This is a genomic window from Lujinxingia vulgaris, assembly GCF_007997015.1.
GTDB classification, from domain to species: Bacteria; Myxococcota_A; Bradymonadia; order Bradymonadales; family Bradymonadaceae; genus Lujinxingia; species Lujinxingia vulgaris.
This window is the reverse complement of record NZ_VOSM01000001.1, coordinates 420,393-440,660: the sequence shown is the minus strand read 5'-3', so window position 1 is coordinate 440,660 and position 20,268 is coordinate 420,393. Positions and strand designations below refer to the sequence as shown.

Genomic DNA, 20,268 nt, shown 5'->3' with positions numbered 1-20,268 from the left:
GCTGTGTGCTTTCATCGCGCCCGGCGCGCTGCTACAACCTGCGGGCTATGCTCTTACGCCCTTTCCATGCGCCCGAGCGCCCCCGCCACATTTTGTCAGTGATGCTGCGATTCTGGATGTTCGCCATCCTCATAGGGGCATGTGTGGCGACGTCTGGCGCTCAGACCGCCCACGCCCTGGACGATCCGGAGCGTGACTATTTCACGCTGACCACCCCCCACTTCTACATCCACTACGACGACCAGACCGAAGCGCTGGCCCGCCGCGCCGCGGTGGCCTTTGAGGAGGCGCACCTGATCCTTGCGCCCACGCTCGACTGGACGCCCCGACTGCGTACCCACGTGGTGGTCACCGACCGGATCGACTCGGCCAACGGCTTTGCCCGCACCTTCGGTCGCAACTTTGTTACGATCTACGGGATGCCGCCCGAGGCCGACAGCGTGCTCGGCTATTTCGACGACTGGCTGCGCGTGCTCGTCTACCACGAGTACGTCCACACCCTGCATATCGACACCAACCCGGGCCTGCCCCAGCTGGTCAACCGCGTCTTTGGCAAACAGTTTCACCCCAACGCCACCCTGCCCCGCTGGTACACCGAGGGCATCGCCACCTACTTTGAGACCACGCGCGCGGGCACGGGGCGAGTGGATAGTCCGCTCTTTTCGATGTGGCTGCGCACCGCGTCGCTGGAGGACACCCTCTTTACCCTGGGGCAATCCACGGGCCTGCCGGTGGCCTGGCCCTCGGGGAGCGCAGCCTACCTCTACGGCGGCTTCTTTGCCGACTACATCGCGCGCCGCCACGGCGAAGATTTCATCAAGGATTTCAACCACATATACGGTCGCCGCGTGCTTCCGTACGCGCTCAACCGCAGCGCCCGGCAGATCAGCGGTGAAGACTTCGACGAGCTCTGGGCGGGCTTTATGGCCGAGGCCCAGGCCAAGGCCTGGGCGCGTCAGGCGCTGACCCGCGCGCAGGGGGTGAGCCCGGTTGATTTTGTGACCCGGGGCGGCGGCCGCCACCAGTACCCGACGCTGCGCCCGGGAGAGCGCCCGGAGATCACCTATTACGCCTCCGCCGAGTCGGCCCACCCGGTCTTCGCCAGCGTGAACGCCGGGGGGCTCTCCCCACGTCCGCTGCGCCAGGCCGAGGGTGCCGCCGGCCCCTCGGCCTGGACACCCGACGGCAATGTGCTCATCTACTCGCGCTCCGACACCTTTGAGAGCGTGTACTCCTTCCAGGATCTTTTCGCCTACGACGTCCGCACCCACCAGACTCGCCGACTCACCCGGGGCGATCGCGCCCGCGAGCCGGCCGTCTCGCCAGATGGCGAGCTCGTGGCGCACGTGCGAAACCGCCGGGGCACCATGGAGCTTGTGGTGCGTCCGCTCGACGCGCCATCGGAGGAGCGCGTCGTGGTCTCGGGCCTGCACCATCCTCCCGAAGACGATGCCCACTGGCAGCAGATCTCGCGGCCTGTGTTTGGCCCCGGGGGCGACACGATCATCTTCAGCTGGTGGCGTCTCGACCGGCGCCAGCGCGACCTCTGGGAGGTGAACTTAAGCGACGGCGCGCTGAGACAACTCACCGACACCGCCGCCCATGAGCTCGATCCGCACGTGGGTCCCGAGGGCCATCTCTACTACGCGGCGGATACCCGCGGGGTGTTCAACATCTTCGCGCTGGACCTTGAGACGCTGGAGCGCTGGCAGGTGAGCAACGTCATCACCGGCGCGTTTTCGCCGGTCGTAACGCCGGATGGCGACTTCATCTACGTGAGCCTTTACACCGCGCGCGGCTTTGAGATCGCGCGCCTTCCCCACCCGCGCACACGCCAGCATATGCCCGCCGAGAGCGTGCGTGCGCGCCCCCCCATGGCCTATCCGGAGCCGGAGCTCGATCTTCAACCCGAGCCTTATCAGGCCGGGCGTTGGATAGCGCCGCTGACTCTGATGCCAGATGCGGGCGTGCTGCGCTCAGGCGCGGGCCTCGGCGCGACCATCGAGGGCTACGACCCGCTGGAGCTTCACAGCTACACGCTCAGTGGCGGGGTCACCACCGCCGAGGGATTTGAAGATCCGAGCGCCAACCTGGGCTTTGTCTACCGCTACGGAGGGCTGCCCTTTAACCTCACGCTGCTGGGGCGTTTTTCGGATTACCCGCGCGCCCGCGCGCTCATCGCCGAGAGCCGCTACGTGCCCTTTTTGGAGCGCCAATACGTCGGGCAGCTCGGGCTCTCCTTTCCGCTGCGCGTCCTCTCGGAGAGGGTCAGTTTTACGACCAACTACCGCGCCGAATACACCACCTTCAAAGAAAGGCCCCGAATTACCCCGGAGCCCGGCGACATCCGCCCGCGGGAGCCTCTTCTGGGCTGGTTCAATGAGCTCTCGTTCGGGCTCTCCTACAGCCGACTCTACCGCTACGCGCGCTCCATCTCGGTGGAGCGCGGCGTCTCCATGAGCGCGTCTGTGGGTGTGCAGCACCCTGCGCTGGGCCACACAAACAACGCGCTGACCTTTGGGTACGCGCTGAGCGCCTTTCACCCCAACCCGCTCATCGATCGCCATGTCTTCGCGTTGCAACTTCGAGGCGCGCTCACCCGCAGCGCCAGCGGCCCGCAGCGCCAGTACGCCATCGGGGGGCTGAGCCCCCAGGAGATCTTAAGCGCGGTGATCTTCCAGGAGCCGCGCGTCGGCTACCCCATCCGCGGCTTTGCCCCGGGGGTTCAGCGCGGGGAGCAGTACCAGCTCGCGAAGTTCGAGTACCGCTTTCCGATCCTCGATCTCGATCGCGGCTTCTCCACTCTTCCCCTCTTTTTTCGTCAGCTCAAAGGCCAGGTCTTTGTCGACACCGGCACCGCCTACAACGGCTACCTGGCCGACGCCGATCTTCTTACGGGCATCGGTGCCGAGCTGCAGCTCGACGCCATCCTGGGCTACTACGCCAGCAACAGCCTGCGCCTGGGCTACGCCCGAGGGCTTGGCCCCGAGGGCATCACGGATCTCTACCTGCTCTTAGGCGCCGCCTTCTAAGCCACCCCACACCCGGCGCTTCGCCTGCACATCGGCCTCGTTCGGCTGCACATCGTCGCGCCAGATCTTGCGCCGCCCCTCCCCCACCGAACGCGGCAGCTCCGCACGTGGCACCGCCTCCTCAAACCCCTCCCCGCGGTACGCCTCCACCGAGCGCACCCCGTCGCTCCCGTAGCGCACAAGCGCCACCGAACGATCGCTGACCCGCTCCTCCCCCAGCAGCTTACGCGGCCCGGCCCCGATGCACGCGCTGTGCAAAAGCCCAAGCTCCCCGCGCTTTCCCGGGTAATAGGCGTGATGATGCCCGGCCACATAAAGATCCACCCCGTGGCGCAATAGCAACGCCTCCAGCGCCTCATCGGCCAGCGTCTCATCCTCTTTACTCTGCGCCACCGGATGCAGCGGAAGATGCCCGAAGACGATCTTCGTGCTCAGCTCGGCGTGCGCCTTGAGCACCGCGTCCAGCCACAACCTCTGCGCCTCATCGATAGGCCCCACCGTCGTCGCATCCAGCGAGACAAAGAGCGCCGGACCCACCTTAAACGCGTAATAAAAGGGATACCCGCTCGTCTCGACCATCTCGACCTGCGGGGGGCGATCCTGCCACTCCCGCGCAAAATGCACGCGCTCTTCCCAGAACGCCGGCGAGCCGGAGGCGTCGTGGTTGCCTGGCGAGATGGCAAAGGGAATGCCCGCGCGGGCCAGCGGCCGTGTCACAACCTCATGAAAAGATGCCCACATCGCCCGATGATCAAGCCCGGCGCGCTGCCCGGCCACCATATCACCGGGGCTGATGACCACATCGGGGCGCACCTCATCGCTGAGCCAGGCCACCGCCCGGTGCACCTCATCGCCGTACTCGGTCGATCCGTAAGCGCCATTAAAGTCGGAGAGCACCGCCACGGTCCACTCCCGATCCTCATCGGACTCCGCGCCGGCCGGCGACGCCCCATCCTCGCTCAGATCGCCCTCGGCCTTCGACTCAGCCTCGGCGTGCTTAGCCTCATCGGCCGATTCGCGCGGCGTGGCATGCTTGGCCCCATCCTCGACCGGACGCACCGGCGTGCCGCCCATCGCCGGCATCGCAAGCAAGATTCCCCCCAGGGTGGCCGCGGCTAGAATGAGCTCTCTGCGCATGGTATCGCTTGGTCAAAAGGACGTCCCGACATTCCCGGCGATTGTTGAGGCCCACCTCCCCCCTGTCAAAATTTCTCCCCCACGCACGAGGCCCCCGTGAGCACCTTTGAGCTCTCCGATGGCAAAAAACTCCACTTCGAAACCCATGATGACCACAGCCAGGGCCCCTGGCTTGTGCTGCTCAACGGCATGACCCAGTCCACACAGCACTGGGGAAGCCAGGCGCGCGCGCTGCGCGAGCATTTCCGCGTGCTCCTCTACGACGCCCGCGGTCAGGGTGGGAGCGACGCCCCCGAAGCCCCGCCCACGCTCGCCCAACACGCCGCCGACCTCGCCGAACTCTTCGATCACCTGGGCATTGAGCACGCTCACCTGGCCGGTTTCAGCCACGGGGCGCGCGTCGCCTTAGGGTTTGCCAACGACTTCCCCGAGCGCCTCGACCGGCTCGTCCTCTGCAGCGCCACCGCCCGCCCCACCGCCCTGGCCGACACCATCGTGCGCGCCTGGCACCAGGTGCTCGTCACAGGCGGCCTCGAAGCGATGGCCTGGGCCTCGCTCCCCACCATCCTGGGCGACGACTTTCTGGCCTCGCACCAGAAGTTTCTCGACAACGTCATCAAAGCCTCCGTGCAACGAAACTCCGAGCAAGGCGTGCGCCTTCTACTCGAAGGGCTGATGGCCTTTCCCCCGGTCGCCGAACTGGCCGCCGATCTCAACGTGGAGGCCCTGGTGATCTCCGCCGACCAGGACCTGCTTGTGACCAGCGAGGGCGCAAAAGTTCTGGCCGACCTGCTGGGTGGGGAGCACATTTGTGTGGAACGCTGTGGCCACACCATTCCCATTGAGCGCCCCGATGCTTTCCGCGACGCCCTGCTTGAATTCCTCAATTAATTCAAGCACCTGCCACACCCCACCGGGGGAGGACTGAGGCGCTCTTTGAGCCGTGATCGCGCGCCACCACGATCACACTCGCCAGCCCGGAGCCCCCCGATGCGTCTGTCCCCCTGCACCCACGGCATTCGCCCGCCGGAGTTTCCCGAGCTGCCCTGGATCAACGTCGACGCCCCGCTGCGCCTCGAAGATCTGCTGGGCCAGGTGGTGATGCTGGGCTTCTGGAGCTCCAGCTGCATCCGCTGCCAGGAGGGCCTCCCGGCGATGTACCGCGCCCTCCAACGCTTTGAAGGCCGCCCCCTGCAGATCATCGCCGTGCACAGCCCCCGCTTTGTGGGAGAGCACGACCTGGATTACGTGCGCAGCGCCGTGGGCCGCGTGGGGGTGCCCTTTGCGGTGGCTGCCGATAACGAGCATCGCATCTCGCGGACCTTCAACGTGCGTGAGTTCCCCACCATCGCGCTCATCGATCCGCGCGGCTACGTCTGCCGCGTGCTCCGAGGGGTGCCCGAGCCCCTTCAGCTCATCGACGCGCTCGAAGGCCTGCTCGGGCTCACCGACGCCGCGCGCCGCCCCCATCCCACCCCGATGCCCGCGCAGCCCTCCCCGGACGCCCTGCGTTTTCCGGCCGGCCTCAGCGCGCAAGACGATCGCCTGGCCATCGCTGACACCGGCCATCACCGCATCATCCTGACCGACACCAGCGGAGAGGTCATCCATTGCTTCGGAGGTCCGGAGCCAGGCTTTGAAGACGGCCCCCCCGATCGCGCGCGTTTCTTCAGCCCCCACGGGCTGGCTCTTGTCGAGAATCAAATCCTGGTGGCCGACACCACCAACCACGCCATCCGCGTCATCGACCCGCTCAGCGGCCACACCGACACCCTGGCCATCATGCCCCCCGATGCGCAGGGCCGCATCCACGCCCCCTGGTCTCTGATACGCCAGGGCCCCTGGATCTTTGTGGCCTGCGCCGGCACCCACACCATCCTGCGCATGAGCGCCGACGGCACCAGCATTGAGCACTATGCCGGCTGCGGCGATGAGGATCGCATCGACGGCCACCGCACCACCGCAGCCTTCGCCCAGCCCACCGATCTGGCGTCCAACAACGAACGCCTCCACGTCATCGACAGCACCTCGTCTGCGCTGCGCTGCCTCAACCTGCGCTCCAACCGCGTGCACACCCTCATCGGCAAGAGCCTCTTTGAGCACGGCCAGGTCGACGGGCCCTCGCGCACCGCCTTGATGCAACATCCCCGTGGCATCGCCCTGCATAAGGGCAACATCTACGTCGCCGACTCCCTGAACTGCGCGCTGCGCTGCTTCGATCCGGAACGCGAGGAGCTCGACACCCTCGACGCCCCGAAACTCGATTTCCCCACGGCGCTGGCCAGCGCCGACGGCGTCCTCTGGGTCTGCGACACCCACGCCCCGGCCATCTGGAAGCACGACACCGACTCCGGCACCTGGGAGCGCCTGGAGCTCACCTGGCCCGACAATGGCGACACGGCCCCTTAGCCCCTCGCCACCCGGCCGGGTGGCGAGGCTTAGCCCTGGCGCGCTCTCAGGCGCATCTTCAGGGCCAGCGCCGGATGGATCGCGTCGCGCGCGGCGCCATCCTTGATCTGATGGCGACAGGAGGTGCCCGGCGCGATCAGCACCTGCCCCTCTTCCATCGCCCGGGCCCTGGGCAAAAGCACAAGCTCGCCGACCTTCATCGACACCTCATAGTGCTCGGCCTCATACCCGAAAGAGCCGGCCATGCCGCAGCAGCCCGTCTTAAGCGTCTCCACCTCATAGCCCGCAAGCCCCAGCGCCACCTCGGTGGCCGTGGTGCCGCAGATGGCCTTCTGATGGCAATGCCCGTGCAAGAGCGCGGGCCTGGCCTCCTCGGTCTCAAAAAGCCCCTCGGGCCAGCGCCCCGCCTCGACCTCGCGCACGATAAACTCTTCGAGCAAAAAAGAGCGCCCCGCCAGATCATCGGCCGCCCCTCGCAGCGCCTCATCGACCAGCTCACCGAGCTCATCGCGGAAGGTCAAAAGCGCGCTGGGCTCAAGCCCCACCACCGCACGCTCCGGGTGAGCTTTGAGGTCGTCTTGCACCTCACGAAGGCCGCGTTCCATCAGCTCGCGGGCCGCGCGCACCATGCCTTTGGAGAGGTAGGTGCGCCCGTCATCGCGCATGCCAAAGCGCTCGACGCGGTAGCCGGCCGCCTCAAGCACCTCCACCGCCGCAAGCCCCAGCTCGGGCTCGGTGTAGTCGGTGAAGGGATCGACGTAGAGCCAGACCTCTTTCGACGGCGCTCCCTCCCCCGCCGGCGGCGCGGCCAGCGCGCCAGAGCGGCGGGCGTTTTTAAGGGCGCTATCGAAGCTTTTGGGCGCCATCAAGGGCAGCTGACGCTGGGGCGCGAGCTTGAAGAAGGCGTTGAAGAACCAGCGCGTCAGCGCAAAGGTCAGCGTAAAATTCGCAAGCCAGGGGAGCCAGGAGCCCAGCCGGCTGAGCTTTCCATAATGCCCGAAGAGCAGCGCGCGCGCCGGGGTCCCCTGGCGGTCGTAGCGCTGCTGCAAAAACTCCGCCTTCATACGCGCCATGTCCACGTTGGCCGGACACTCGCTCTTGCACCCCTTGCAGGAGAGGCAGAGGTCGAGCGCCTCGGAGAGCGCCTCACTCTCAAAAGCGGCCTCCGGCTCCGCACCGGTTAAAAGCGTGCGGAAGACATTGGCACGACCGCGGGTCGTGTCTTTTTCATCGCCGGTGGCCATGTAGCTGGGGCACATCGTGCCACCGGCCGCCGGGCTTTTGCGGCAGACGCCGGCGCCGTTGCAGAGCTCGGTGGCGCGCACAAGCCCCCGCTCCGCCTCCCACTTAAAATAGGTGCGCAGCTCGGGCGTGGGCTTGCCCGGCACAAAGCGAAAATCCGCGTCGATGGGCCTGGGATCCACGATATTTCGGGGATTAAAGATCCCCCGGGGATCAAAAGCCTCTTTCACCTGACGGTGCAGCGCCATGATCTCCGGGCCGTAAAAACGCTCCAGCAGTGGTGAGCGCACGCGCCCGTCGCCGTGCTCCCCGCTGATAGCGCCCCGGTAGCGACGCACCAGGTCGGCCACATCGGTGGCGATGCCCTTAAAACGCTCCACATCTTCCGGGTCTTTGAGGTTGAGCTCTGGCCGCAGGTGCAGCTCTCCCACCGAGGCGTGCGCGTAATACACACACGCGGTGTTGTAGGCGTCCATGATCGCCGCGAAGTCGCGCACATAGTCGGGCAACACATCGACCGCCACCGCCGTATCTTCCACGACGGTGACCGGCTTCACATCGCCCTCAATGCCCATGAGCAGCCCCAGGCCCGCCTTACGAAGTTCCCAGACCGCCTTATCCTGCGGCGCACGCAAGATCGGGTAGGCGTAGCCCATCCCCAGCTCTTTGAACTCGGCGATGAGCTTCTGGCAGGCCTCCTCCAGCGCGTCGTGGCTCTCGCGAAAGAACTCCACCACCAGCACCGCGTCCGGATCACCCTCGACCCAGAAGCGATTGCGCGCCTGCTCAATATTCTGACGGGTCTGCTCGAGCACGCGCCGGTCAATGAGCTCCACAGCCGCCGGATCGTGGCGCACCGCCGCGACGGTCGCGCGCAGCGAGGACTCCAGCGAGTCGAAGTGCACGCAGACCACGCACTTCTCGCGCGGCTTCTCCACCAGGTTGAGTTTGGCCTCGGTCACAAGCCCCAGCGTCCCCTCCGTGCCGCACAAGAAACGCGCCAGCGAGAAGGGCTCACCGCCCTCCTCATAGGGCGCGCGCCAGAGGATGTCGTCGAGCGGAAAGCCCGTGTTGCGACGCACAACGTCGCGGCGAGGATAGCGCTCTTCGATGAGCTCGCCATGCTCGCGCATGATGCGATCGAGAGTGCGCAGCGACTCCCCGAGCCTGTCGGTGCGCTGCATGCGCGCCTTAAGCTGCGCCTCACTCCAGGGCCCCACCCGCTCGAAGCTCGCGTCGGCAAAGACCACGCCGAGCTCCAGCACATGCGCCATGGTGTTTCCGTAGAGGATCGAGTGGCTGCCGCAGGAGTTATTGCCGATCATCCCGCCAATCATGCAGCGGTTCGACGTGGAGGTATCCGGCCCGAAAAAGAGCCCGTGCGGCGCCAGAAAACGGTTGAGCTCATCGAGCACCACCCCGGGCTGCACGCGCACCCAGCGCTCCTCGACGTTGAGCTCAAGAATCTGGTTCATGTGGCGGCCCACATCGACCACCAGTCCCTCACCCACGCATTGGCCCGCCAGGCTCGTGCCGGCCGCCCGGGGCACAAGCCCCAGCCCCAGCGCGTCGGCGGTGCGCACGATGGCCTGCACGTCTTCGACCGTGCGCGGGAAGACCACCCCCACCGGCTCAGACTGGTACACCGAGGCATCCTGCGCGTAGAGCGAGCGGTGCAGATCATCGAGGCGCAGCTCCCCTTCGAGCTCCCCGGCCAACGACTCAAGCGCCTGCGGCGCACGGCTAACATCGATCGCCATCTCTCTCCTGATGCGCCTTGATGGTACGGAGGCGGCGCCACCTCAAAAACGAACAAAAAAAGAGCCCACGATGCGCTCATCGTGGGCTCTTTATCGCTTATGCCCGCAGGCAAAGCCAACTCACATCGCCACAATCCACAGGATGATGTGGGCGTAGACACCGCTGGCGAGCTTGACCGGCACCTTGTAGATGCCCAGCTCGTCGATGCCGCGGCCGACTTCGATGAAGCGGTGCTCCACCTCGAAGCCTTCCTGCTTGAGCACGTCGGCGATCTCACGCGGGGTCACCGAGCCGTAGAGCGAGTCGCCTTCGGCGACGCGCTTGGCGATGGTGACACGCACGCCGTCGAGCTTGGACTGAATGCCCAGAGCCGCTTCGCGCTCGCGCTCCTTGCGGAGCTCGATCTGGCGCTTCTTGTGCTCAAGCGCCTTCTTTTCGTTGGCGCTGGCCGGCAGCGCCAGACCTTTGGGGATAAGGAAGTTCCGGCCGTAGCCCGGAGCAACCTTCACGATCTCGCCCATCTCGCCGAGATTGGGCACATCTTCGGTCAGAATGACTTCCATCACAGCCTCCTATTCGTCGTCGTCCTGAGCCGGGATGACCTCTTCGATCTCTTCTTCTTCGGGGCGCGCCAGGCGCTCCTCAGCGATGAGATCGTCTTCCAGCTTGACGGTCAAAAACTTCAACACCGAGTCGATCAGCTGCAGGTTGCGCTCGATCTCCGCAACCGTGTTTCCGCCGACCAGGTAGCGGTAGTACTGGTAGTTGCCGCGCTCAAAACGACGGGATTCCGACTTGTCGTGAATCTCGTAGGCGAGCTTGCGCTGGCCCCAGTCGTCGAACTTAAGCAGGTGGCCGCCTTCGTTCTCAATGATCCCTTCAACGCGCTCACGAAGCCGGGCGAACTCCTCTTCGCCGGCGTCGGGACGCACGATGTAGATCGTCTCGTATTCGCGTAGTCTCTCTACAGCCATGAAATAACCTCTCGGGTAAAGCCCCGCCTCAACATGCGGCGGAGCGAGGTTCGTGCCGGCCTCTTGCGAGGTGCGGCGCAATCCTGTTGAACACCATCGTTCAGGCGGCTTCGGCCTCACCATCATCATCGGTGTGGTGCGCAAGCCGCGCGTCTACTTCTGCTTCCCCATCGTCGTCGGTGTGATGGGCGATCTCGTCGCCACCTTCATCGTCGCCGGTATGGTGGGCCATCGCCGGGGCGGCGGCCACAATCACCATCAGGCTGAGAAGGGCCGCGCAGGCGCGGCGGATGGTAGCAGCAATCGTCATCATCACACTCCAGGGTGGTGCCTGTTGGCGCGTCGTCGCCAGACACCCATCAAGGGGGGGGAACCCATACACCTGCTCGCGCAGATTTTCCAGCGGAAATTACCAGCGACCGACTTAACGCCCGTGAAAACGGTTCTGGGCGGGGGCGACGCCCTCGCCAAGCACCATCTCGACCGCATCGCAGGCATCTTCGAGCAGGCGATCGACGGCCACGGTCTCATCCGGGCGAAAGCGCCCCAGCACGTGGTTGGTCACGTCGCCGTGCTCGGGGCGACCGATCCCTAAACGCAGGCGAATAAACTCGCGGGTGCCCGTCTTGGCTACGATGTCGCGCAGGCCATTATGGCCGCCGTGGCCGCCGCCTTCTTTGATCTTCATCTGCCCCAGCTCCACATCGAGCTCGTCGTGCAGCACGATGAGGCGATCGGGGGTCACGTTGAAGAAGTTCATCGCCGGGGCCACCGACTTGCCGGAGAGGTTCATGAAGGTCAGCGGCTTTAAGAGCGCCACATCATGACCGGCGATGATGCCGGTGGTGTAGACCCCGTGAAACTTCGACTGCGTCACGGTCATCCGGTAGCGCTGCGCCAGGGCATCCACCGCGGCAAAGCCGATGTTGTGGCGGGTCCCCTCATACTTTGGCCCCGGATTGCCCAGGCCCACGATCAGCGTTCGACTCACCCCATCCTCCTTCGGAGCCAGAAGCCGGCGAATCCACTCGAACACCTGAAAACTCCTGCTCAAAAACTCAAAAGACCGAGAGCAGCAAAGGCTCTCGGTCTTTCAAAGGTCGTACACAACCTGCGCTTAAGCTCAGCCGGCCTTCTTGGCCTTCTTCGCCTTGGCGTCTTCTTCTTTGGTGACCTTCTTGCGCGGCATCTGGATACGCAGCAGCGCGTAGTCCATCTTGTACGCCGGCTCAACCCCTTCGGGGTAGGTCAGCTCGCTGGCCATGATGGCGCCGTCGGGAGCAAGCTCGGTGACGTCGACCACGATCTCCTCGGGGATATCGTCGGGACGCGCGGCGATCTTGACCACCGGCTGGATGACGCGAAGGCGACCACCCATACGAACACCCTTGGCGCGGCCGGTCGGTTCGATCGGCACGCTGACCTGCACGGGCTTGTCCATGTCGACGACGACCAGGTCGGCGTGAATGACCACGCGACGGATCGGGTCGAACTGATAGTCGCGAAGCATCACGCTCTCAACGGTGGTGCCGTTGTCGAGCGCGATGTTGAACACCGAGTTGATCTGACGCTTGGTGTCCATGATCTTATCGAACTCCGCCGGGTCCATCGCCAGCGAGATGTTCTCGGTGTTCGTCCCGTAGCAGATGGCCGGGATCAAGCCTTGCGCGCGCAGTTTGCGCGCGACGCCCTTCCCGGACTCGGCGCGAACCGTCGCGTTCAGGGTAGGTTTATTCTTCGAAGCCATGACATCCTCCAATGGTCCCCTGGACGTGCTGGCTTAACTTGCTTACCAGCGCGAGGGCGCGATTGATGCGTAGTCGGCCTGTGATGCCGCCCGCGTTCCGAAAAAAACGCGCTGACCTCTCATTCGTACTCGCCAGAGAGGCCCAGCGCGATTGTCGTTCTCGTCAGCTCGTTGTCGTTGCGCGCTTTCAAAGCGTCGCGCTGAGCTGGCTTGAAGCTGGGGTGCTAGGATTCGAACCTAGGAATGCCTGGACCAAAACCAGGTGCCTTACCACTTGGCTACACCCCAGTGCGTTGGCTAACTTCGCCGCCGCTACCGCTGTCGGGAATGTTCCTCCGACCCGGTGGGCAGCTTAATTAACACCGCCCCCCTACCCTGTCAACAGGTTCTATCAAAAATCCTGCACACGATCGCAAACCTCGTCTCAGGGCCAGTTCTCGCCACCTCGCGCATGCCAGCACGTCGCCGTTGAGGCTCCGATATGGCCTTTTAAGAGCACCTCACAGCCCTTTGCGCGATCGCCCGGCGTAAGGGTTGAGAGCCTCCTCGAAGAACCTCCTTCGAGCGCGGACTTTGCACGCATCGCGTGCGAGCATCGAGCCACGCAGCCGGCGAATTCGTGACTCGTCTCACCGCGCGTATTGAACGCCCGAGGCGTCGAAAAGCGTCGCCGGACACACAGACAGAGACCGAACAAAAAAAACCGCGGGCCGAAGCCCGCGGTTCTTTTTAAAACCACCTGACTCCCGGGCGTCATCGCCCGGGGGGTCATGTCAGCTTAGCGGCAGATGCCGTAGAGGCCGAAGAGAGGTCCATCATCGGACCAGGCCTCACAGACGGTGCCGTCGGTGCAGCCGCCACCGCCGAAGAAGTCGCAGAGCTGCACGCAGATGGCCTGAGGCTCGGCGCAGGCGTTGAGCGCTTCTTCGATACAGAAGGAGTTCTCATCGCACATCTTACCGGTGTCGGCCAGATCGCAGGACTCAAGCGAGCGAATCGGAGCCGCGGTGCGCTCCACGCAGTGACCCAGGGTCACGCTGGCGCCATCGGGGGTGATCGGCGAGCAGGCGAACCCGTCGGGGCAACCACTCTCCGCCTTGAAGGGCTCACAGACCTGGGTGCAGGTACCACCCGGGGCACCGAGCGACTCGGGCGCGGTGAAGGGGCTCTGCAGGAAGCCGCCCAGGGTGTTGGCCTGGCGGGCACAGACAAGGCCCGGCTGGCAGTTCTGCGTCTCGGGGTTACCGCAGCTCGCGCCTTCGGTGAGATCACCGGAGGGCTGGCAGAAGCTCTGACCTTCGGGGCCGAAGCAGCCCTTCTGGTCGGCCGGGCAGTTCGGGTCGGTGCTGTCCGGACCCGGGTTGCAGGCGATGCGGCACTTACCGAAGTTATCGGTGCCCGCAGACGCCACGCAGATCTCGCCGCTGCCGCAGGCGAGCGCGTCGTTGGTCTGCTCTTCGGGCTGGCAGTAGGAGCGGCAGACGCCTTCGCCGGTGCCGTTCATGTCGCAGTGGGCACCGTCGACGCAGTCGCTGTCGTCTTCGCAGGTCTCGCCGATGGCCGTACCACCGGAGCCCAGGCAGATGCCCGTGCCGTCGCCGAAGTCGTTGCAGCGATCATTCTCGCCACTGCAGGCACCCACGCCCCACTGGTCGGAGTTGGCGCAGGACTCAAGGCAGAAGCCCAGACCGATCTGAGCGGCACCCTGCGAGAGGTTGATGCAGGTACCGCCCAGCACGCGACCCATCGGAGCCGAGTCGTACGCCGCGCCGATAAGGGTCGGAGCGTTCTCGTCGATGATGAACTCGGTGCTGATCGCGCCACCGGTAGCGGTGAAGCTCAGCGTGGCGAGGGCGTCTTCCGAATCAAAGGCGCCGGGATCAAAGACGTAGACGTCGTAATCACCTTCGGCCAGGTTCATGTAGCTGCCGACATCGCCGAAGAGCGCATTTTCAAGAGCGTAGATACGGTTGGCCGCTTCGCTCACATCCGCGCCGGCTTCGGCGAAGACCACGTCCACGGCCGACGGAAGGTTGATACCGTGCACGAGACGCACGCGGGCTTCAGCAGCGGCAACTTCTTCGCCACGCGTCAGCTCCGAGACCAGCACCGCGAGACCGTTGGTGGCGGTCGAATCTGCAACCGCGCCGATCAGCAGCGCGGCACCGCTTTCCAGGGTGAGGGTCTCATCGTAGAGCACCGTGGGGCTTGCGCCGGCGCTCGTCACGGTGATCTGACGTTCGCCGGAGGGAAGCGAAAGGAAGGTGTCTTCGCCAGCGATGCTACCGAAGGCCAGGCCTTCGATGGTGGGCTCGCCATCAACAGCGATGTCCACAGCGGGAAGATCGGCGCCGAAGTGCGCGACCTGAATGTACGCGCTGGTGTCGGCCGAGGGGCAGGTAGCGTCGCGCTGCGCGGTGGTGCGCAGGGTCGGGTCACACAGCGGCAGGCACTTGCGCACGCCTTGCTCAATCTGGATGCAGGCCGAGCTATCAGGGCACGAGTCGCTGCCGGAGCAGCTCTCATAGAGTTCAAGCTCGTTGTCGCTTTCACGACCGCAGAGGCCGTCGACGCCGTCGACCGGGGCGCAGGCCAGAGCTTCGCCACACTGGTTGCCAGTGTGCGCGAAGGGGTCACAGCGATCGCCGCAGAAGCCGCTGCCCATCACCGCGCCGCTGGTCTCACCGATGCAGGCCTGCTCGCCGCCGCACTGCCCGTCTTCGGAGCAGGGACGCGCGCAGAAGCCGTCGACGAAAGACGCGCTGGTGTTCGAGTTGGGGTCCACGAGCGCATCGATACCGGTCACGCACACAAGCCCTTCGGAGCAATCGCTGGCGTCGGTGCAGGCGTCGTTCTCGTCGCCGCCACCGGCCGGAAGGCAGGTGCGAACGCCATTCTGCATGCCGCAGTTGACGCCGGCGGCGAAAAGCTCCGGATTGGCAGCAACGATCTCGGCGCAGTCTTCTTCTGCGGTGGCGATGCCAGCGCACTGCGAGGGACGGCAAACCGGGCGGTTCTGCAGTTCGGTGGCGGTCACACACGCCTGGCCACCGCCGCAGTCAAACGCGGAGGTTGCGCTACCGTTGGCACCGCAGACGCGGTACTCGGTGCAGGTCTCGTAGCAGGTCGGTCCGTCGCCGAGGTCTTCACACGCAAAACCAGAGCGGGTCGGCTCACCGGGCACGCACTCTTCGCCGACGTTGCGGCACTGGCGCGGGGTGGTGGTGCAGATGCCTTCGTCACAGAGGTAGCTGCCGGGGCAGTCGCTGCTGCGCGAGCACTGGCGTTCCACACAGGCGCCGGCGGAGTCGCAGGCCTGACCGGGGGCGCAGTCGGCGGTCACGTCACAGCTGGTGTTGTTGACACACTGACCGGCGAGGCACTGCTGGTAGCTCTCACCGCAATCCAGGTCGTCGTAGCAGTCCACCACCTGCAGAATGCACTCGCCATCAAAGCAGGCCTGTCCGGCGCCGCATTCATCGTTGCTCACACATACGTCGCTGTCTCCGCACGCTGAAACCATCAGCGCGATGAGAGCGACGCCGAGCAACGCCCAAAGTTGTGTTACCGACTTACTCATAGAACCTCCATGCGATGCCCGGCGATGGGCAAAATTTGACTCGTTGCAGGACTGCGCACCTTAGTGGAGCGGCAGATCGGGTGTCAATCACCTCGAAGGCATGCATACAAGAGGCATGCCAGCGATTGACGTCGCCAGCGTCACGTGACGCGCTTTGCGTGTCGTGCCGGGGCCTTAGCGTCTCCGGCAAAAAGACGTGACCTTATCGGATGAATCGGGTTCAGGGTCAACCGATCGTTTTTGCACGGCACCCTAAACAAGCAAGGCGCCTTGCCGATCGCCCCGCTGCTTATCGCAATCCAAGCCCGGGATGGGCTGCTACCAGGTCGCGCCCAGAAGGCCGACGCGCAAGCTCTTCGATGCGGTTGATGAGCGCGCGCTCCAGCACCGCGCCCTCTGAACCGAAGAGCTCCTGACGGCTTCGGTAGGCGTCTTCGACCAACTCCAGCCACTGCTCTAACAACCCGCGCAGGTGCCGCGAGGGCGCAAACTCAAACGCCGCCCCGTCGAGCAGGCGCGCGCTGGTGGAGACCGGGCGTTTCTTCATATCCAGGGCATCGAGGTTGGCCACCATCACCTCCCAGTAGGTCCCGAGCGCCTCGGCCATCAAGGGCTCCAGCGCCGTCAGCGCCGTGTCGGTGGCCTGCCCCTCCACAACCTCGCCATCAAGCATGGCGCGGATACGTGCCTCATAGGCGCGAAGTTTCTTAAAGTCCGACGAGCCCAGCGTCTTTGCACCGGAAGGATCGCTGGCGTATTGCCCGAGCGGCCCGAAGACGCCGAAATCGGCCAGGGAGGGTCGATCGCCGAAGAGGTAGAGGCGACCATCGTCCAGCGCCAGGGCCAGGGCGTCGAGGGTGCGGCGCGCGCTGGCCTCCAGCGTTGCGCTGTTTTCTTCGATGATGCCCCAGCCCCTCAACGAGCTTCGGATGGTGCTTCCCACCAGCCGCCCCACTCCGGGGATCCCCCCGGTGAGTTCCTTTTCTATGAGGCGTTCGATGTGGCGACGGTCGGCGTCATGCATCCAACGGGAGTGCATGGCCCATCGCACCATCCATTCGTCGGTGAAGTCTTCCAGGAGAAAGCTCAGCGTGTCGATGCCCGGCGGCATCCACAGAGTGCGGCGAAGCTCGGGAAGACGCATCGCGTAGCGCGCGATCGCGGTGGAGTCATTGATCGCCCAGTCCTCGCGGCGCAGCATCGGCACCATCGTGCGGCCGGAGAGCCTTCGGATCACCGAGAAGCGGTTGACGGCATTCTGAATGACCAGCCGATGTTCCACGCCGAGGTAGGCCAGCATCGCGGCGATCTTCATCGAATAGGGGCTGGCGCGGCTGATGAATAATTCATAGGACATAGGCGATCCTCACAGGGGAGCTTGATGCGCATCGTATTATCCCCTCCACATAGCGCCAGTTCAGCGGGCTGGCCAGCTTCACCGGACTTTTTGCATGCCCCAGGCCAACCCCTTTTCCAGCCTCCCCGAGTTGCGCGCCGATGCGTTCGCCACCACTGTTCGCGTACCCGAGTTGCGCAACGTCGCGTTGACCTCTCGCGTGGAAGCGATCCTCGATCACCCCGCGTTTCAACGCCTGCGGCGCATTCGCATGCTCGGCCCCACCCACCTTGTGTATCCGGGTGCGGTGCACACCCGCTTTGAGCATTCGCTGGGGGTCTACGGCTGCACGCGCTGGTTCTTGCAGTCTCTGGGGCGGCTTCCGCAGCTGGCGAGCTCGCTGAGCGAAGAAGATCTGCTGAGCGTGCTCGCCGCCGGGCTGCTCCACGACATCGGGCATTACCCCTTCGCGCACAGCCTGGAGGCGCTGCACCTCAAGGGCGAAGACACCCCGCGCCATGAAGAGGTCGGCGGTCGCATCATTATGGGGGAGTTTGAGGGGCTGCGCGGCCAGCGCACCATCGCCGAGATCTTACGCCGCGACTGGGGCGTCGACCCCGAGCGGGTCATCGGGCTTTGCACCGGGGCGCTTGGCGAGAAGCCCTCACAGGTCGACCGGCTTTTGAACTCGATCATCAGCGGCACCATCGACGCCGACAAAATGGACTACCTGGAGCGGGACTCCCACCATATCGGAGTGCCTTACGGGCGCACCTACGATCGGGAGCGCCTGCTGGCCAACCTCACGCTCAACGCCAACGAGGACGGGCTGGCGATCGCGGCCAAAGGTAAAGTTCCCGCCGAGATGTTTGTGTTCAGCCGCTACACGATGTTTAGCGAGGTGTACTGGCATCATACCGTGCGCGCGGCCAGCGCGATGGTGGAGAACGCCATTGCGGCTTTTCATAGCCGCGCGCAGCTCGACCCGGAGGATTTTCTGGGCACCCTGCTCCGCTGCGACGATGAGCAGCTTCTGGGGTGGATCTTCGATCAATCCCCCGATCCCAGCGCGCCGCGCTTTCTGCTCGGCGGGCTGCAGACCACACGCCGGCGGCTCTACAAGCGGGTGGCCACGTTCAGCCGTATCTACGCCGAGCGCGATAAGCAGCGCGCCTATGAGACGATCTATGCCATGGAGCGCGCGCAGCTCTTCGATCTGACGGCGCGCCTGAGCGCGCGACTGGGCTCGGCGCTCAACATGCCCCTGCACCCGGCGGCTTTGATCATCGACATCCCCCCGCGCGACAAGGATCGCATCGACACCATCGAGGTGGTCTACCCCGAGGTGCGCGGCCGCCGCCATTACCCCCTGCATGAGCTCTCGCAGGTGGTGGCGGGCATCCAGGACGACTTCATCGCCGTCGTCAAAAAGATCCGTATCTTCGCCGAGCCCACACTCGCCGCGCGTCTGCGCGAGCTTAAGGGCCTCGACGATCTCCTGCTGGCCGAGATCCTCAAACGTTAAAAGCCCACCGGCGCTCCCGGCGCGTGGCGCGAAGAACGTCGATTTTTAAGATTGAAAAACAAAAAAAGCCCGACGGAAGATTCCGTCGGGCTTTTTTTCTGGCGAGTTTTCGACGCGTCTCAGACGCTCATGATCTTCACGCCTTTTAAGCCCCCCTCGCGATCATCGTCGCTGAATCGCCCCCGGGTTGCGTCTGGCCGTCAGGGGGTCGAGGAGCCGGGCAGGTCACCTGCCGAGGTCTCCGCATCTGCCAGCTTAAAGGTCTCGCGTCGCTGGCGAACCATTGCCACACCGGCACCCACAAGCAAAAGCACGGGAACGCCGATAAAGAATGCCATGACAATCCACTCAATCATGTCGTCCTCCTGATCGATTCGGGGTCGACTCCAGACGCCTCAAACCCTGATTGGATGTGAGACGCGCGTCGACATCGGGCCGACGCTCTCGCGACGAATGGAAGCGGGGGGCCTCGCATCGCCACAGCGAGAACGTAAACGCCGATCGCCCCGCATCAAGTCCGGCGAGCGAAGGGCGTGGTGTTCAACGCCCGAAGATCACGAGATCGAGGAGGTCGCGAAGTTCGGGATCGTCCTGGCGAGCGTCCAGGAGCGCGGCGATGCGCGCGGCGAGCTCCGCGCGAACCTCACCGGGGAGGGGGCGCTCGCGCAGCGAGCGGTAGACCTGAGCGCCCAGCGCGTCGACCAGTGTGGAGACGGATGTGTTTTGGGAAGACGGAGCAGAGGTCGAAGTTCCGGGTTGCGACGCTGAAGACGCCGTCGGGCCGGTGTTCCTCGCATCTTCTGGCACCGGCATCTCGGAGCGCGTATCGGTCGCCGGCGCGGCGGGCTCGCGCCAGAGCGCACGCAGGCGCTCCAGCGGATCGCCCTGCCCGCTCGTCCAGGGTTCGGGCTCGGGGAGCTCACGCGCGCTGGCGAACAGCTCCTGAAGGCTCTCGACAGGAGGCTCATCGCGTTTGGCGTCACCGCGCCGTATCAGCTCCTGGAGCCGGGCGATGGGATCGCTCTCCGGGACCTCTTCCCAGCGGAGTGTGGGGCGCTGCCCCCCAACTTCTATCGCCCGCTCAAGCCTCGCCAGGGGATCTGTGGCCATCATCATCGCTCCTCGCTCACATACCGAATCGTCGTCGTGATCAGCCCCCTCATTGAAGGGCGCTGCGACGCGCTGACTCTATGCCCGGGACCTCGAATTATCAAAGTGACACCGAGGGTGATTTTTTTGCATTTTTAGCGTTGACACAATGACCGACCGGCTATAGAAACCTTCTCACGTTGGACGTCGCAACAACGACCGACAACAGCCACGCGGAAGTGGCGGAATTGGTAGACGCGCTGGCTTCAGGTGCCAGTGGTGGCAACACCGTGGAGGTTCGAGTCCTCTCTTCCGCATCTCAAAAAGCCGCACCCCGAAAGGGGTGCGGCTTTTTGCGTTTTCGATGATACCTCCGGGATGACCCGGTGAGTGTTTTCGAATCAGAAAGGCGACGAATTCTTCGCAATCAATATTG

15 protein-coding genes and 2 tRNA genes are annotated in these 20,268 nt (G+C 64.8%); 5 read left to right on the top strand and 12 right to left on the bottom strand.

Features of this window, described 5'->3' with window-relative positions:
- Window positions 1-5: 5 nt before the first annotated feature.
- The gene (locus FRC98_RS01745) at window positions 6-3,032 is read left to right on the top strand and encodes a hypothetical protein (protein WP_230467172.1); all 3,027 of its coding nucleotides are present in this window, start codon (window positions 6-8) and stop codon (window positions 3,030-3,032) included.
- Here the strand turns inward: FRC98_RS01745 and FRC98_RS01740 are convergent.
- Window positions 3,015-4,169, bottom strand: coding sequence for a metallophosphoesterase family protein (locus FRC98_RS01740; RefSeq protein ID WP_146979581.1), 1,155 nt, complete (start codon window positions 4,167-4,169; stop codon window positions 3,015-3,017). The genes FRC98_RS01745 and FRC98_RS01740 overlap by 18 nt on opposite strands.
- Before the next feature lie 96 nt (window positions 4,170-4,265).
- Between FRC98_RS01740 and FRC98_RS01735 the strand changes: the two genes are divergently transcribed.
- Both FRC98_RS01735 and FRC98_RS01730 read left to right on the top strand, forming a co-directional pair.
- On the top strand, window positions 4,266-5,060 hold the full coding sequence (locus FRC98_RS01735) for an alpha/beta fold hydrolase (protein WP_146979580.1): 795 nt from the start codon (window positions 4,266-4,268) through the stop codon (window positions 5,058-5,060).
- A 99-nt stretch (window positions 5,061-5,159) separates the two neighbouring features.
- A complete protein-coding gene (locus tag FRC98_RS01730; RefSeq protein WP_146979579.1) occupies window positions 5,160-6,578 on the top strand; it encodes a redoxin domain-containing protein in 1,419 nt (472 codons plus the stop codon).
- 29 nt (window positions 6,579-6,607) lie between these two features.
- Here the strand turns inward: FRC98_RS01730 and FRC98_RS01725 are convergent, their stop codons facing one another.
- From FRC98_RS01725 to FRC98_RS01685, 9 genes are all read right to left on the bottom strand, one after another.
- Complete coding sequence (locus tag FRC98_RS01725) at window positions 6,608-9,580, bottom strand: FAD-binding and (Fe-S)-binding domain-containing protein (protein WP_146979578.1); 2,973 nt, start codon at window positions 9,578-9,580, stop codon at window positions 6,608-6,610.
- Between the two features lie 120 nt (window positions 9,581-9,700).
- On the bottom strand, window positions 9,701-10,144 hold the full coding sequence (gene rplI / locus FRC98_RS01720) for a 50S ribosomal protein L9 (protein ID WP_146979577.1): 444 nt from the start codon (window positions 10,142-10,144) through the stop codon (window positions 9,701-9,703).
- A 9-nt stretch (window positions 10,145-10,153) separates the two neighbouring features.
- Window positions 10,154-10,555 carry a 30S ribosomal protein S6 gene (rpsF, locus tag FRC98_RS01715; RefSeq protein WP_230467171.1) on the bottom strand — a complete coding sequence of 134 codons (402 nt, stop codon included), beginning with the start codon at window positions 10,553-10,555 and terminating at the stop codon, window positions 10,154-10,156.
- Between the two features lie 100 nt (window positions 10,556-10,655).
- Window positions 10,656-10,865, bottom strand: a complete 210-nt coding sequence (locus tag FRC98_RS01710; RefSeq protein WP_146979575.1) for a hypothetical protein — start codon at window positions 10,863-10,865, stop codon at window positions 10,656-10,658.
- 114 nt (window positions 10,866-10,979) lie between these two features.
- The gene (gene pth / locus FRC98_RS01705; RefSeq protein ID WP_230467170.1) at window positions 10,980-11,591 is read right to left on the bottom strand and encodes an aminoacyl-tRNA hydrolase; all 612 of its coding nucleotides are present in this window, start codon (window positions 11,589-11,591) and stop codon (window positions 10,980-10,982) included.
- A gap of 87 nt (window positions 11,592-11,678) precedes the next feature.
- On the bottom strand, window positions 11,679-12,302 hold the full coding sequence (locus FRC98_RS01700) for a 50S ribosomal protein L25 (RefSeq protein ID WP_146979574.1): 624 nt from the start codon (window positions 12,300-12,302) through the stop codon (window positions 11,679-11,681).
- A gap of 216 nt (window positions 12,303-12,518) precedes the next feature.
- Window positions 12,519-12,590: transfer RNA gene (locus tag FRC98_RS01695), tRNA-Gln, on the bottom strand.
- Window positions 12,591-13,080: 490 nt separating this feature from the next.
- Window positions 13,081-15,882, bottom strand: a complete 2,802-nt coding sequence (locus FRC98_RS01690) for a DUF4397 domain-containing protein (RefSeq protein ID WP_146979573.1) — start codon at window positions 15,880-15,882, stop codon at window positions 13,081-13,083.
- A 289-nt stretch (window positions 15,883-16,171) separates the two neighbouring features.
- A complete protein-coding gene (locus FRC98_RS01685; RefSeq protein ID WP_146979572.1) occupies window positions 16,172-17,239 on the bottom strand; it encodes a glutathione S-transferase in 1,068 nt (355 codons plus the stop codon).
- 94 nt (window positions 17,240-17,333) lie between these two features.
- On the opposite strand from FRC98_RS01685, the gene FRC98_RS01680 reads away from it, so the two are divergent.
- The gene (locus FRC98_RS01680) at window positions 17,334-18,743 is read left to right on the top strand and encodes an HD domain-containing protein (protein WP_146979571.1); all 1,410 of its coding nucleotides are present in this window, start codon (window positions 17,334-17,336) and stop codon (window positions 18,741-18,743) included.
- A 200-nt stretch (window positions 18,744-18,943) separates the two neighbouring features.
- On the opposite strand, the gene FRC98_RS21205 is transcribed toward FRC98_RS01680, so the two are convergent.
- Both FRC98_RS21205 and FRC98_RS01675 read right to left on the bottom strand, forming a co-directional pair.
- Window positions 18,944-19,099, bottom strand: a complete 156-nt coding sequence (locus FRC98_RS21205; RefSeq protein WP_230467169.1) for a hypothetical protein — start codon at window positions 19,097-19,099, stop codon at window positions 18,944-18,946.
- A 184-nt stretch (window positions 19,100-19,283) separates the two neighbouring features.
- On the bottom strand, window positions 19,284-19,853 hold the full coding sequence (locus tag FRC98_RS01675) for a hypothetical protein (protein ID WP_146979570.1): 570 nt from the start codon (window positions 19,851-19,853) through the stop codon (window positions 19,284-19,286).
- Window positions 19,854-20,065: 212 nt separating this feature from the next.
- Here FRC98_RS01675 and FRC98_RS01670 point away from each other — a divergent pair.
- Window positions 20,066-20,149, top strand: a tRNA-Leu gene (locus FRC98_RS01670).
- Window positions 20,150-20,268: the final 119 nt, after the last annotated feature.